This window comes from Rhodocaloribacter sp. (genome assembly GCF_056451265.1).
Genome location: NZ_JBWOPL010000062.1, coordinates 1 through 12,443, shown reverse-complemented (window position 1 = coordinate 12,443; position 12,443 = coordinate 1). Strand labels below are relative to the sequence as shown.

14 protein-coding genes are annotated in these 12,443 nt (G+C 65.5%); 2 read left to right on the top strand and 12 right to left on the bottom strand.

Translation table 11 applies throughout. The features are described 5' to 3' along the window. Window positions 1-152 precede the first annotated feature (152 nt). The 3 genes from AC1HIY_RS11175 to AC1HIY_RS11165 form a co-directional block, all read right to left on the bottom strand. The gene (locus tag AC1HIY_RS11175) at window positions 153-764 is read right to left on the bottom strand and encodes an acyltransferase (RefSeq protein WP_479576817.1); all 612 of its coding nucleotides are present in this window, start codon (window positions 762-764) and stop codon (window positions 153-155) included. A gap of 478 nt (window positions 765-1,242) precedes the next feature. Next, window positions 1,243-1,671: a copper-binding protein gene (locus AC1HIY_RS11170; protein WP_479576816.1), complete on the bottom strand. Its 429-nt coding sequence runs from the start codon at window positions 1,669-1,671 to the stop codon at window positions 1,243-1,245. Between the two features lie 112 nt (window positions 1,672-1,783). Further along, window positions 1,784-3,625, bottom strand: a complete 1,842-nt coding sequence (locus tag AC1HIY_RS11165; RefSeq protein WP_479576815.1) for a T9SS type A sorting domain-containing protein — start codon at window positions 3,623-3,625, stop codon at window positions 1,784-1,786. 211 nt (window positions 3,626-3,836) lie between these two features. On the opposite strand from AC1HIY_RS11165, the gene AC1HIY_RS11160 reads away from it, so the two are divergent. Then, entirely contained in the window at window positions 3,837-4,088 is a 252-nt protein-coding gene (locus tag AC1HIY_RS11160) for a hypothetical protein (protein ID WP_479576814.1), read from the top strand. A gap of 3 nt (window positions 4,089-4,091) precedes the next feature. Here the strand turns inward: AC1HIY_RS11160 and AC1HIY_RS11155 are convergent, their stop codons facing one another. Next, entirely contained in the window at window positions 4,092-5,051 is a 960-nt protein-coding gene (locus AC1HIY_RS11155) for an MBL fold metallo-hydrolase (RefSeq protein ID WP_479576813.1), read from the bottom strand. A 93-nt stretch (window positions 5,052-5,144) separates the two neighbouring features. Then, complete coding sequence (locus tag AC1HIY_RS11150; RefSeq protein ID WP_479576812.1) at window positions 5,145-5,960, bottom strand: SDR family oxidoreductase; 816 nt, start codon at window positions 5,958-5,960, stop codon at window positions 5,145-5,147. Between the two features lie 113 nt (window positions 5,961-6,073). Between AC1HIY_RS11150 and AC1HIY_RS11145 the strand changes: the two genes are divergently transcribed. Further along, on the top strand, window positions 6,074-6,475 hold the full coding sequence (locus tag AC1HIY_RS11145; protein WP_479576811.1) for a RidA family protein: 402 nt from the start codon (window positions 6,074-6,076) through the stop codon (window positions 6,473-6,475). Window positions 6,476-6,481: 6 nt separating this feature from the next. On the opposite strand, the gene AC1HIY_RS11140 is transcribed toward AC1HIY_RS11145, so the two are convergent. From AC1HIY_RS11140 to AC1HIY_RS11110, 7 genes are all read right to left on the bottom strand, one after another. Further along, window positions 6,482-7,054, bottom strand: a complete 573-nt coding sequence (locus AC1HIY_RS11140) for a hypothetical protein (RefSeq protein WP_479576810.1) — start codon at window positions 7,052-7,054, stop codon at window positions 6,482-6,484. 65 nt (window positions 7,055-7,119) lie between these two features. After that, window positions 7,120-7,647, bottom strand: coding sequence for an adenine phosphoribosyltransferase (locus tag AC1HIY_RS11135; protein ID WP_479576809.1), 528 nt, complete (start codon window positions 7,645-7,647; stop codon window positions 7,120-7,122). A 19-nt stretch (window positions 7,648-7,666) separates the two neighbouring features. Continuing rightward, window positions 7,667-8,842, bottom strand: coding sequence for an N-acetylmuramoyl-L-alanine amidase family protein (locus AC1HIY_RS11130; protein ID WP_479576857.1), 1,176 nt, complete (start codon window positions 8,840-8,842; stop codon window positions 7,667-7,669). 425 nt (window positions 8,843-9,267) lie between these two features. Continuing rightward, the gene (locus AC1HIY_RS11125) at window positions 9,268-10,053 is read right to left on the bottom strand and encodes a hypothetical protein (protein ID WP_479576808.1); all 786 of its coding nucleotides are present in this window, start codon (window positions 10,051-10,053) and stop codon (window positions 9,268-9,270) included. A 41-nt stretch (window positions 10,054-10,094) separates the two neighbouring features. Further along, window positions 10,095-10,991, bottom strand: coding sequence for a hypothetical protein (locus tag AC1HIY_RS11120; RefSeq protein WP_479576807.1), 897 nt, complete (start codon window positions 10,989-10,991; stop codon window positions 10,095-10,097). A 53-nt stretch (window positions 10,992-11,044) separates the two neighbouring features. Beyond that, window positions 11,045-11,692: a hypothetical protein gene (locus tag AC1HIY_RS11115; RefSeq protein WP_479576806.1), complete on the bottom strand. Its 648-nt coding sequence runs from the start codon at window positions 11,690-11,692 to the stop codon at window positions 11,045-11,047. A gap of 24 nt (window positions 11,693-11,716) precedes the next feature. Continuing rightward, window positions 11,717-12,328, bottom strand: coding sequence for an RNA polymerase sigma factor (locus AC1HIY_RS11110; protein WP_479576805.1), 612 nt, complete (start codon window positions 12,326-12,328; stop codon window positions 11,717-11,719). Window positions 12,329-12,443: the final 115 nt, after the last annotated feature.

The window sequence follows — 12,443 nt, the reverse complement described above, 5'->3', positions numbered from 1 at the left end:
CTTTCCTTGACCCGGTTTCTCTTTCCGCGCAAGCTAAAGCATGCGATCACATGGTTTGTATGAAGAAGCAGCCTTCAGGCTGCGCGGACGACAGCGCCGACGTACGATCATTCCGAAGACCGGATGAGAGGATACGCCATACGAACTATGCACTACGAACGATCCCCCGTCATGGTCTCCCGAAACGTCCGGTACGTGGCCTCCTGTTTGGGGCGGTTCTTCGGGATCTCGCGGAGCGGCTCGCAGGGTTTGAGTGAGCGGTGAAGCTGTCCCGGAAGCTGCTGGTAAAGTGCCGTGCCGGCGGTCTTCCACGCGAGGCGCTCGTCGCTCACGTCGGCCACGATCTTCGCCGGATTGCCCACGACGATCTTCCGGGCAGGGATCTTCATGTCCGCCGGGACGAAGCACAGCGCCCCGACGATGCATCCCGCGCCCACCACCACGTGGTCCATCACCACGGCGTTCATGCCCACGAGCGTGTTCCGCCCGACGTGCGCCCCGTGGATCACCGCGCCGTGCCCGATGTGGGCGCCTTCTTCGAGACGCACCGTGACGCCGGGAAACATGTGGATGACGCACGTCTCCTGCACGTTGCACCCGTCTTCGATGACGACCTCACCCCAGTCGCCCCGGATGACGGCCCCCGGCGCGACGTACACGTCCCGCCCGATGACGACGTTGCCCACGACGGTGGCGTTCGGGTGAATGAAGGCGCTCTCGTGGATGACCGGGCGAAAGCCTTCGAATTCAAAAATGTTCGGCATGGGGACGTAGGGCGTAGGGACGAATCGTGAACCGGCTGAAAGCGCCGAAGATGCTTTTCACGGCTTCAACTTAAGGCCGGAGCCGACAAGGTTCCAAATGCGATTTTGCCGCCACAGGACGAGCAGATCGAAATTTGACGTGGGGATCAAGAAGCAATCCCTTTGCGCGCCGGAGAGGTCTTCCTACCTCATGCCCCACCCGATCAGGACCGTAACGGTTTGTCCGGATTTGCTCGGAAAAAGAAGTGCTTCGTTACGTATAGCGCCCACGCGGAGGACGCACGGACGGGGGATGCCGCCGACGGGCACGGGGTCAACGTCGGGGATCACGGCCCCGGCATGAGAGGTGCGTCCCCGGCGACAATAAACAGTAAGACCCGGCCGGTTTTGCTCTCATAGCGCTCCCCACACCGTTAAAACGGTACGATACGAGAGATTCCCCGGCCAGGTCTTAGTTCTTTGAAGGCGCGACGCGCGGCTATTCGTCCACCTTCTTAAGGGCGCTCACGTAGACGTCGTTGCCCGCCACGGTGAGCACGAAGTTGACCTTATCTCCCCGCGCGATCCCTTCCAGAACCGCCTGGTCCTTGATTCGGAAAGGCATCGTCATCGCATTCATAAAGCCCTCAATCGTTTCGTGCTCGATGATGATGTGGCTTTTGCTCGGCGTAATGTTCTTCACGACTCCCGTTCCCTCGAAGGTCTGCACTTCGGCTGCGGGCTCGCCGCCTTCGGCTGCCGTCGCCTCGTGATCCGGGGCGACAGCGTCGGGCGGTGTGGTCTCCACGCTTTCGGCGGGACTGTTCGTCGCCGCAGCGGTCTCGGAGGCCTCCTTGCTTTTCTGCGCGCAACCGGCCAGCCCAAGCCCCATGATCAGCGCGGCGATCCAGAGTCTTTTTTTCGTCATGTTTCTCCTGTGAAGTCGGTCACGGTTCTTCTTCGTTCCCCTCGGGGAAGCAACGTTACACGTACGTCGCCCGCATACCTGTACATTTTTTTTCGACGGGCGGGCGCGCGAATCATTTGAGCAGCGTCAGCCGCCGCGTCTGCGCGAAGCCTTCCCCTTCGAGCCGGTAGAGATAGATGCCGCTCGGCAGCCCGGTCGCATCGAAGCGCACCTCATAGGCGCCTGCCGGGCGGAAGCCCTCGGCGAGCGTGCGCACGGTGCGGCCCGCCAGATCGAATACCCTCAGACGCACCGAACCGGCCCGGGCCAGATCGAAGCCGATGGTGGTAACGGGGTTGAAAGGGTTCGGGTAGTTTTGCCACAGCGCGACGTCCCCCGGGAGCTCGTCCGTCTCATTCGCCACGTTGACGAGCACCTCCGTGATCGAGAGCGTCTGATCCGCAGGCACGTCGTTGAGCACACTCACACTTCCGCTCGGCCATTCGACGCGAACGGTCTCGGCGGTGGCGGCGTCGCCGAGACCGAAGTGCACTTCAAGGCTGTTGTGGCCGTTGAACGTATTTTGCGCCGAGACCTCGCGCATCTGCCACACGGACACGCCGCCGACGGTGGCGAGCACGCGCACCTTCGCCCCGATGGCCGCCCGGTTCGACGTCGTGCCGGTGAGCCGGAGCTTGAGCCAGTGGTTGCCTTCGGCGAGGTCGTTTCGAAAGAGCGCCGTGCCCTCATCGGGAGCCGCCACCACGAGGTCGAGGTCGCCGTCGTCGTCATAGTCGCCCGCGGAAGCGCCCCGGCTCGTCTGCGTCCGCGTGGCCTCGTTCTCGACGGAGGTGAACGTGCCGTCGCCGTTGTTTTGATAATACCGGTCGGGACGCCCGCTGTCGTTTGTCACGAAGAGGTCGAGGTCGCCGTCGTTGTCGAAGTCTCCCCAGACCGGCGCGATCGAGACGTCGTTGTCTTCGACGACGGGACCGGAGGTGACCTTGGTGAAGACGCCGTCGTCATTGCGATAGAGGCGGTTGGGCATGCCGCCGTTGACGAAGAGGCCCCAGTTCGTCAGGAAGGCGTCGAGGTCGCCGTCGTTGTCGTAATCGATCCACGTCCACACCTGCCCGTCCTGCGGCTCCGTGGCGATGATGCCCTCGGTGATGCGTTCGAACGTCGCTTCGCCGCTTTCCGTGAGGAGGTTGCGATAGAGATAATCCGGCGCCGTGGCGCTGCTCACCGGTCCGGCGCCGATGAAGTAGTCCATGTCCCCATCCTGATCGTAGTCGGACCACGTGCCGACGGTGTACGTGGCGAAGCCGGTGACGATGGGCCCGGTGAGGATGCGGCTGAAGGTGTACGCGGGCGGGCCGTCATTCCGAAAGAGGTGGTTCGTCGACTGGCTCCCATCGACGAAGCCGTCGGGGTACGTGATGGCGAGGTCCACGTATCCGTCGTTGTCATAATCGGCCCACGCGCACGACCAGCCCCGGTTGGCCGTTCCCGCCCCCATCTCGCCATCGGTGATGCGCGTAAACGCCCCGCCGCCCTCGTTTCGATAGAGAAAAGACGTGACGCTGCACACGTAGACGTCGAGGTCGCCGTCGTTGTCGTAGTCGGCCCACGTCTGTCCGTTGCCGAGGGCCTCGGGCTGCACCGCGCCGATCTCCGTGGCCACTTTCGCGAAGGCGTCTCCGCCGTCGTTTCGAAAGAGAAAATCATTGTTGATGAACAGGTCGAGATCGCCGTCGCCGTCATAATCGATCCAGGCGACCCCGCTGTATGAAGGCGCCGAAAGGCCGGTGATGGGGTTGTCCGCGGGGTTTTCGAGGCGCACGAAGTTTTGCGCGAGGAGACCGGGCGCGGTAACGACGGCGGCGAGCAACAGGGCAGCCGCACGCGCAACGATCGGCGCATGCGCGCGGCGGTTTCGGCGTGGCGGCGCCGGGAGTCGGTTCTGGCGAAGCATGAGGCTGAGGGGGTTGAGGTGATCGGCGGCGCGCTTCCGAGCGCGGGTGAGACGCCTCCCGAAACGCGCGGAGACGAGGCAGAAAGCCGGGGAACCGGCGCGAGCCGTGCTCCCGAGACGATGCGAACTGAAACATGAGATGCAACGCACCGGTATCGCACGTCAGGGTAGGATAATATCGCCGGCGGCCGGGCACGTTTGTGTGACGAATATGTCCGTATTCCATCTCGAAGAGACCGGCCCGCCGACGGCCCGCACCGAGCGCCTATCTCCTGCATTCACAAGAGGTACCGACGCCCCCGAGAGCAGATACGATACCAGACGGCGCGGCCCCGCGGGAAGCCGTCATCTCTCCCCTCCCCGCTTCCGGGCCGGCTCATGGGTGATCGCGCCGGAAGCCAACCGGACCGACCCTCTCGAAGCCGGCATCATGCTCGTCGAGGACGCCGGCCTCGGGCGCTGAGGCTCAAAGCTCCACGCGTTCTCCCTCTTCGGCGATGCGGAAGCCGTTCGCTTCCACCGTGGCGCGCGCCTCGGAGCCGGGCCACAGGGCGGGGTTGGTGTGGTTGAGGTGGATGAACCGCACCTTCGCCCGCTCCGACGGCGGCAACGGAGCCAAACGCGCCATGCTGTGCGTGAGGAACGGATGCGGGAAACCCGTCATGTCGCGCCCCGGAATCTCGCCGTTCGCATAAAACGTGGCGTCGAGATATGCCGCGTCGACGCCCGCGATCACGTCTTCGATGCGCGTGCCCTCGGCGTCCCACGCCTCCCACGCGTCGATGTCCGGGAGGAACACCACCGAGCGGCGCGGCCCGTCGATGCGAAAGCCGACGACCTCCGAGTATTCCTGCCGGTGCGGCACGAGAAACGGCGTCACGGTGAGGCGTTCGTTGAGTCGCACCGGCGCGCCGTCCTCGAGCGGGCGAAGCGCGATGTTCTCATACCGGACGAGCTGGCTCCAGGGACCGTTTGAGGCGAGGAACGCGCTCATGCGCGGCATGGCATAGACCGGCACGCCGCGGGCGCCCATCGACTCGTGGCCGAGGAACATGAGCCCGGTATAGTGGCCCACGTGCGCGTGGGTGAGAAAGATGCCCGCGAGGCCGGGCTTCCCCGCCGTCGGCGCAAAGGTATCGAGCGTGTGAAGCTGCTCGCGGAAATCCGGCGTGGCCTCGAAGAGCCATCGGCGGCCGCTCGCCGGATCGACGAGGCCGAGACTGACGACATGCCGCCGGAAGGCCGGGTCGGTCCACCCCGGATGCGTCTTCGTCCCGGCTTGCGGCACGCCGCCGTCCTGAGCGATGCCGAGCACGACGAGGTACGGCTCCGGCGCGGGCGCGGGCGCGGCGCACGCCAGGAGGACGAGCAGTCCGCCCGTCATGGCAGCGAGGCGTCTCGCCCCGGAATGTTTTCGAAGGTTCATGATTTCCCGAAACGTATGCGTGACACGGGCCGAGACGCACATTCCGCGCGCGCCTCGGACGCGCCGTCCGCGAGATCAGACCGGGCGGTCGGCTCACAGGAGGTGCTTCACCCGCCCGCCGTCGACGACGAAGGCGACGCCGGTGACGTACGAGGCGCGGGCGCTGACGAGGAACGCAGCGGCGGCGGCGAACTCGGCCTCCGTGCCCAGGCGCTTGAGCGCCGTCGCCTCGGCCCATCCTCGCTCGACGTCCTCGACCGAAGCGCCCGTGCGCGCCCGGATTGCCTCCGAGAGTTCGGTCAGCCGTTCGGTGCGCGTATAGCCCGGCAGGATCGTGTTCACGGTGATGCCCGCCGGTCCGACCTCGGCGGCGAGGCTCTTGGCGAAGCCCTGCACGCCCGCCCGCGACACGTTCGAGAGATAGAGGTTCGGGATGGGCTCTTTGGCCGAGATGGACGTGATCATCAGGATGCGCGCCAGGGGATCGTCTGCGTCTGCCGCTGCGTACAGATGCGGCAGCGCGTGGCGGCACAGGTTGATCGTGCTCATCAGATTGAGTTCGAGCGCGGCGCGCCACTGCTCCGCATCGAAGTCGCCGATGAAGCCGGCGGGCGGCCCTCCCGCGTTCGTCACGACGACGTTCAGCCCGCCGAAATGCCCGACGGTGCGAAGCACGGCCTCCTCGATTTGCGCCTCGTCCGTCACGTCGCACGCGAGAGGCAAAAGGCGGTCCCACGAAGCGCCGGTGGCCTCGCGGATCGCCCCGGCGGCCTCCTCGATGCGCGCGGCGTCGCGCGAGCACAGGGCGACTTTGCACCCCTCCCGCGCCAGTTCCGTGGCCACGGCGCGGCCCAGCCCGCTGCTGGCCCCCGCCACAAAAGCGATGCGGTCTTTGAGTCCCAGATCCATGTCGGTTCGTTGTGTGTTTTTAATGGAGAAAGGCTTTTAAAAGAATATTCGTTTGTGTTCAGCGGCTCTGCTCCTGAAGTTAAGTTGGTTCCCCCAACGACCCCTTTCGTTCTATGCGCCGTCAAGCTGCTCCTACCGCCCGCACCCGCATCAAGACGCCGCTCGCGCCGGCTGCCATCGGCCCGTACAGTCAGGCTCTCCTCGTCGACAACACCCTGTACTGTTCGGGTCAGATCGCCATCGATCCGAAGACCGGCCACCTCATCGACGAGGGCATCGAGGCCGAGACCGAGCGCGTGCTCGAGAACCTGGGCGCCGTCCTCAAGGCTGCCGGGATGGACTTCCGGCACGTGGTTCGTTGCACCGTCTATCTGATCGACATCAACGACTACGCGCAGATGAACGAGGTCTACGCCCGGTATTTCAGCGAGGCTCCGCCCGCCCGCGAAGCCGTTCAGGTGGCGGCCCTCCCGCGCGGCGTCCGCGTCGAGATCTCGTGCATCGCGGTGCGATGACGGCGCTCACAGCCCCTCCAGTTCCAGACGGAACGTCATCACCAGCGCCACCTCGTAGTCCTCGCCCGGCTCCAGCGCCCGCGCGTCGATCTGAAGGATCGCTCCGAAGTCGCTCCGCGTGAGGAAACCCGAGACGTCCCGGTTCGGCAACACCGTGAGCGTGGCCTCCCGCTCGGCCGGAAAGGCGCCCCGGTTGGCGACCTCCGTGACGGAAAGGCCGTCGGCTTCGAACTTGAGGATGGCCTGATCGAGAAAGTCGAGCTTTTCGCTGATCGGGAAGAGCATCACCAGCCGGGCGGACTCCAGCGTAGCCGAGACGACGTCGGCTTTCGTGAAGCCCTGCTCTTCGAGGTACGGCCCGAGGTCGATCCGGCAATCACAGTCCACGTCGGTGAGTTGCCCCACCGGGAAGCCGTCCGCGGAGAAGGAGAAGCTGATGTCCTTGCCGTCGGCGGCCTCCGACACTTCGGGCCGCAGGATGATCGTCCCGGGCTCGCTCGGCGACGAATCGCAACCGGAAAACAGGAGCAGCGCCGGCGCGAAGGCCAGGAACAGGCGCGTCATCGACAATCTCGTCATGCGTCTTTTGCGGGTTGGGTCGCGTTCGAAGGCCGTCCGGGACGTCGGCGCGTGAGCCTGGGACGTCAGTACGTGAGCACGGCGTGAACGGGGAGGCCTTCGTCGAGCCGGAGGCGGCCTTCGAGGAAGCCGAGTTCGATGAGGAAGGCATAGCCGGCGACCTCCGCGCCGGCGCGTTCGGCCAGCCGGGCCGTGGCCGCCGCCGTGCCGCCGGTGGCGATGACGTCGTCGTGGATGAGCACCCGGTCGCCCGGTCCCACGGCATCGACGTGCATTTCGAGGCTGTCCACGCCGTACTCCAGTTCGTACGTTTCGCGCATGGTTTGATACGGGAGCTTCCCGCTTTTCCGCACGGGCGCGAAGCCGACGTCGAGCGCGTGAGCCAGCATACCGCCCAGGATGAATCCGCGCGCCTCGATGCCGACGACCCTCGTGATGCCGGCCTCGCGGAAGGGGTCGGCGAGCAGGCGCACGGCCTCCCGCAAAAGCTCCGGGTGGCCGAAAATCGGCGTGATGTCTTTGAACCGGATGCCGGGCTTGGGGAAATCGGGGATGGTGCGCACGGCCCGGCGCAGCGCTTCGAGGGCGTCCATGGGCTCGGGGTCGGGGGCGTCACTTCGCCGAGACGAGGTGCAGCCCTTTTTCATAATCGTTCTTGAAGGCTTTGACGGCCCTAAAGATAGCGCTTGCCATGTACGCTTGCCCGGATTTGCTTCGGAGAAATGCGGCTTCACGCGGATTTGAGAGAAAGCCGAGCTCGACGAGGAGCGCCGGCATCGACGCGCTCCAGAGCACGTAGAAGCCCGCCTGTTTGACGCCCCGGCTCCGACGGCCCACCCGCTCGGCAAACTGCGCTTCGACCAGGCCGGCCAGCTGCTCGCTCTGTCGCATGAACGCGCTCTGCGCCAGCTGCATCCGGATGAGGTCCGCCTCGTCGAAATTCTTGTAATGCTCCTGATCGGTTTCGAACCGGATCACGCTGTTTTCGCGCTCCATCACCTGGCTGGCGGCAGCCGTCTTGTGCATGCCGAGGAAATACGTCTCCGTGCCTTTCGCCCCCCGGCTCGGCGAGGCATTGGCGTGGATGGAGATGAAGAGCTTGCCGCCGGCCTCGTTGGCGATGCGCCCGCGCTCTTTGAGCGGGATGAAGCGGTCGCTCCGGCGCGTATAGACCACCTTGACGCCGAGCAGATCTTCGAGGTACTGCCCGAGCTTGAGCGCCACGGCGAGCACCACGTCCTTCTCCCGCAGCCCGCCCACACCCGTCGCACCGGCGTCTTTGCCCCCGTGTCCCGCGTCGATGACCACGGTGTCGAGCCGCCACCGCTCGCGCGCGTCCTCCGTCGGCTCGACGGTCTTTTGCGCCGCGCCCGCCTCGTAGGTCAGGCTCACCAGCAGATCCGTCGTTTCACGATCCCGGTAGGCGTTCACCGAGACGGTCCGGCGCAGGAAGAAGCGCGCCACGATGCGCCCGTCCTCCGGAGTGAGGGTGTATCGCTCGACCGGTCCCTCCGGCGCGTCCTTCACGAACGAGGGCGCGAGGTCCATGTGGAAGAGCGTGATCTCGATCACCCGGTCGCTCACGCGCACCGGATCGCTGTAGGCGGCCACCTGTTCGTTCGTGTGAAAACGGATCACGTATCCCTGTCCGTCGGCGCGCGCCGTGAAGGACACCCGCTCGACGCGGGGCGTCGCCGCCGCCGCACCGCCCAGCGCGACGACCCCCATCCACAGCGCCAGACCGCCCACCCATGACCGCACGCGGCTATGGCCCATCCGTCTTTGCATCACAACGACCTGTGCTCCATTACTTTCGGCAAAAATATCATCCGGGGGACGCGCGCCGCCCCTCGTTCCATGGCCTGATCTCATCGACCCGTCGAGCCGGCGCGTGTTTCTCCTCCCATCAAACAAGATGCCCGTTGCCGCCGTCCGGCGGGCGCGGAGGCGCGCCGCTACCGTTCCGGAACGCCGACCCGCTTCCGGCGGCAGGGTCGCCCGTAAACTAACCCACGTGCGCGGGAATACCAAAAGCCCGCATTTCCATACGCATGTCTCCGGCGCCTGCCCCCACGCCGGACCCGTGCGCGACGGACGCTCGAGGGCAAGAGAAAAGCCCCTGCCGTGCGCGCGACAGGGGCCATCCGGACCAACCACTCATTCGTTCCGGAAGATATTTCCCTCACCGGTGGAGCGTATCGCCCCCCGGCGCATCACCATTCATAAAGGTCGTCTTCTCCGAGGAGTTCGCGCAGGCGTCGTCTGATGATCTCCTCTCGGGCCTTCCGCCGCTCTTCCAGACGCGTGCGGGCCTCTTCGAGCGATTCTTCCAGCGCTTCGACGCGCTTTTCACGAAGCTCCATCTTCCGTTCGAAGATGGCTTCGAGCTTCTTCTGCAGTTCCGCTTCGAGCTTCTCTCGCTCGTCGTCGTCGGCGCGGCGGGCCTCCCGCGCCAGCCGGCTCGCCTCACGCTCCATCTCTCGCACCTCGGCGTCGGCGTACTCGGTGAACACATGCTCGAACCTTTCGTCGTCGTCATCGCTGATGAAAAGCATTTTTTTGCCCCTCATGGGCCCCGCGATGGGCCCCGCGAAATGCTCGCGTCGGATTTCCCGCTCCACCTCGGGACCCTCTCCGAAAAACGCGCGGAAGTGCTCCCGTTCCTCGCCGGGCCCCACCCGGAAGGCGAACGCATCTTCGTCGTGGAAACGCCCACCCTTCGACTTCTTCATGACGATGTGCGCATCGTCGTCATCGACCCACACGTTGTCCTCATCGACCTCGAAGGCAAGCGCGGTTCCCTCCTCCACTTCCTCTCCGTTGACGAACACTTTCCCGTCGATCACTTGAACCGTGAAGCCCGAGCCTTTGACCGTGATCGTGTCCGGCGCCGCGTCAACGGCGGCAAGGTCGAGCGCGAACGAGGGGGCGGCGAAGAGCATCAGCGCTGCACTCAGAACAAAGCGGCGAAGCGGTAGGAAATCCGGCATCGGTTTCATGCGTATCGGGGTTTGGGGAAAGGGCACGACCGGACGAAGCGTTACCAGTTGTACGGGTCGGACGGGCCCAGGAGGTCTTTCAGGCGCAGTTCGATGATGCGTTTGCGCATCCGTTCACGTTCGTTCATGCGCTTGCGGAGATCGTCGAGTTGCGCTTCGAGTTGCGCGATTTCTCGACGGCGGTTGGCCTGTTTGAGTTCAAAAATCTCGGTGAGCTTCGCGCGAAGCTTTTCGATGAGCGCATCCCGCGCTTCGCCTTCGGGGGTGGTCTGTATCCGCGCGGCGAGGCGGTGCGTCTCCTGCTCCATTTGCTCCTCGCGCATGAGTTGTTCGAAGAGTTCGCGGTCGTGCTTCCGGACCTCCCGGAGGTAGCTTTCCCGTTCGATGCGCGGCAGCGCCCCGGCCATGCGCGCGGCCTCCTCGGCCTGCAGGTGCGCCTGCTGCATGATCTGTGCGGCCTCCTGCTCGTGCCTGGTCTTCAACTCATAACTCAGCGCTTTCAGTTGCTCGGCGCGGCTGTTCAGCGCCACCACATACTGTTGGCGAACATCCTCGAGCGGCGCATCGCCGGTCACGTTGACATCGAAGTTCATGTCCGGGAAATCGAACTTCAGGTCCGGCAGGAAAAAGACGGCCACGCCGGAGGCCTCCGCCTCTTCCGGGTCAATCTCGACCAGGCCCTCCGCATCGACCTTGTAGAGGATGCCGCCGACTTCGAAGACGGGTTGCGCATCGCCGGTAAACTTCAGTTCGGCGGTCATTCCTTCGAGATTCAGGGAGGCCGGGAGTTCGTCTTTCGGCAGCTCGCGCCCGTCGATGTATACCTTGCCTTCCTTGATGGTGAAGGCATGCGTGGGCTGCGCCTGCGCGGGTAAGAGGAGTCCGACCAGCATCCACATCGGCAGGCTCAGGAGGGGGATTCGGAGGTATGATTTCATCGTCGTATGCGTATGGGTCGTTGGGAGGTTCGGGCGCCGGGGTTGGCAGGACCTCACCGTCCCGGGGGTCGGCTGCCGGCCGGGCTCAGCCGGACGCCGGGCACGGACGAAGGCAACCTCTCCAGCGGCACGGCGGGTTCGCCCCATCGGAGCGCGGCGTTGCGCGCCCGCAACTGCTCGATGCGCCGGTGCAGCCGCCGGACGTCGTCGGCGCCGTCCCAGTCGAGCGCGTCGTCCGGGCCTGCGGCCGCCGTTTGTGTCTGTCTTCCCTGTGTCGCGGGCGCGCGCGTCGCCCGCAGTCCCTCGTCCTGGTCGGAAAAGGCCGGTCGTTCGTCCGAAGCGAGGCGCGCGTCGTCCGGACCGGAGGCGAGCCGCCCGAGGCCGAGGCCCACCGCCAGCACCACCACGGCCGTCGCGCCGACCCACGGCCACATCCGGCGTCGTCCGGCGCGCACCGGAAGGCGATCCCGGCGACGCGACGGCGAGGCTTCGAGACGCTCCGGATGCCCGGCCGCCTCCATGATGCGGCCGAGCACGGCCGGATCGGGACGTCTCCTCGGAGCGTGGTCGAGCCGAAACTTGACCTCGCTCATCGCCTGATGCTCCGCCCGCACCTCCTCGTCTTCGAGCAGACGGCGGAAGGCGGCGCGGTCATCCACCTCGCCGTACAGGTGCCGCACTATTTGTAGCTTCTTATCCATAGGCGTCATCACGGTTAGCGTCCGTCAGGACGTCGCGGGCTCGGCCAGACTCTTTTTTTTTGCCGTCGTCATCATCTTTCGCAGGTTCAAGAGCGCATAGCGCATCCGTCCGAGGGCCGTATTGATCGAACAGCCGGTCAGCTCGGCGATTTCGCGGAAGGTCAGTTCCGCCTCGTGCCTGAGCAGCAGCACCTCCCGCTGTTCGGGCGGCAGCCGGTCGATGCACGCGGCCAGCCATGCGCCCTCTTCGGCGCGGTGCAGGGCCTCATCGGCGGCGAGCGCGCCCGTGTCCGGCAGCCGCTCCCAGAAAGACGCGCCGTCCTCGTCGTCGGCGGGCGTCACGTCCTGCCACTTCTTTCGGCTGCGCAGATAGTCGAGCGCCGCATTGCGGGCGATGCGCATCACCCAGGCGAGCCAGCGCCCCTGCCGCGTGTACGATCCGCGCCGCTTCTGGAGCGCCGCGATCACCCGGAGGAAGGTCTCCTGAAACAGGTCGTTCGCCACGTCGGGGTCGCGCACCATCCCCATCAGGTAGCCGTACACGCGCTCCTGATGCCGCTCGACCAACGCGCCAAAGGCCCGCTGATCGCCGCGCTCGAGATAAGCTTCGACCAGTTGTTCGTCTTGTAGATGCATCCGCAGGGCGATCGACCGCGTCGGGGACCCGTCAGGGACCGTTCGCTGTGTCCGACGTTCGTTCTATACAACGCCGCCGTTCCCGGTATTATTGCGCGGGCGGGAAAAAGTTTGG

What these genes read in the sequence shown, in the direction of transcription:
- AC1HIY_RS11175 (WP_479576817.1), bottom strand. Translation starts at nt 764, where the DNA reads ATGCCGAACATTTTTGAATTCGAAGGCTTTCGCCCGGTCATCCACGAG.
- AC1HIY_RS11170 (WP_479576816.1), bottom strand. Translation starts at nt 1,671, where the DNA reads ATGACGAAAAAAAGACTCTGGATCGCCGCGCTGATCATGGGGCTTGGG.
- AC1HIY_RS11165 (WP_479576815.1), bottom strand. Translation starts at nt 3,625, where the DNA reads ATGCTTCGCCAGAACCGACTCCCGGCGCCGCCACGCCGAAACCGCCGC.
- AC1HIY_RS11160 (WP_479576814.1), top strand. Translation starts at nt 3,837, where the DNA reads ATGTCCGTATTCCATCTCGAAGAGACCGGCCCGCCGACGGCCCGCACC.
- AC1HIY_RS11155 (WP_479576813.1), bottom strand. Translation starts at nt 5,051, where the DNA reads ATGAACCTTCGAAAACATTCCGGGGCGAGACGCCTCGCTGCCATGACG.
- AC1HIY_RS11150 (WP_479576812.1), bottom strand. Translation starts at nt 5,960, where the DNA reads ATGGATCTGGGACTCAAAGACCGCATCGCTTTTGTGGCGGGGGCCAGC.
- AC1HIY_RS11145 (WP_479576811.1), top strand. Translation starts at nt 6,074, where the DNA reads ATGCGCCGTCAAGCTGCTCCTACCGCCCGCACCCGCATCAAGACGCCG.
- AC1HIY_RS11140 (WP_479576810.1), bottom strand. Translation starts at nt 7,054, where the DNA reads ATGACGAGATTGTCGATGACGCGCCTGTTCCTGGCCTTCGCGCCGGCG.
- AC1HIY_RS11135 (WP_479576809.1), bottom strand. Translation starts at nt 7,647, where the DNA reads ATGGACGCCCTCGAAGCGCTGCGCCGGGCCGTGCGCACCATCCCCGAT.
- AC1HIY_RS11130 (WP_479576857.1), bottom strand. Translation starts at nt 8,842, where the DNA reads ATGCAAAGACGGATGGGCCATAGCCGCGTGCGGTCATGGGTGGGCGGT.
- AC1HIY_RS11125 (WP_479576808.1), bottom strand. Translation starts at nt 10,053, where the DNA reads ATGAAACCGATGCCGGATTTCCTACCGCTTCGCCGCTTTGTTCTGAGT.
- AC1HIY_RS11120 (WP_479576807.1), bottom strand. Translation starts at nt 10,991, where the DNA reads ATGAAATCATACCTCCGAATCCCCCTCCTGAGCCTGCCGATGTGGATG.
- AC1HIY_RS11115 (WP_479576806.1), bottom strand. Translation starts at nt 11,692, where the DNA reads ATGGATAAGAAGCTACAAATAGTGCGGCACCTGTACGGCGAGGTGGAT.
- AC1HIY_RS11110 (WP_479576805.1), bottom strand. Translation starts at nt 12,328, where the DNA reads ATGCATCTACAAGACGAACAACTGGTCGAAGCTTATCTCGAGCGCGGC.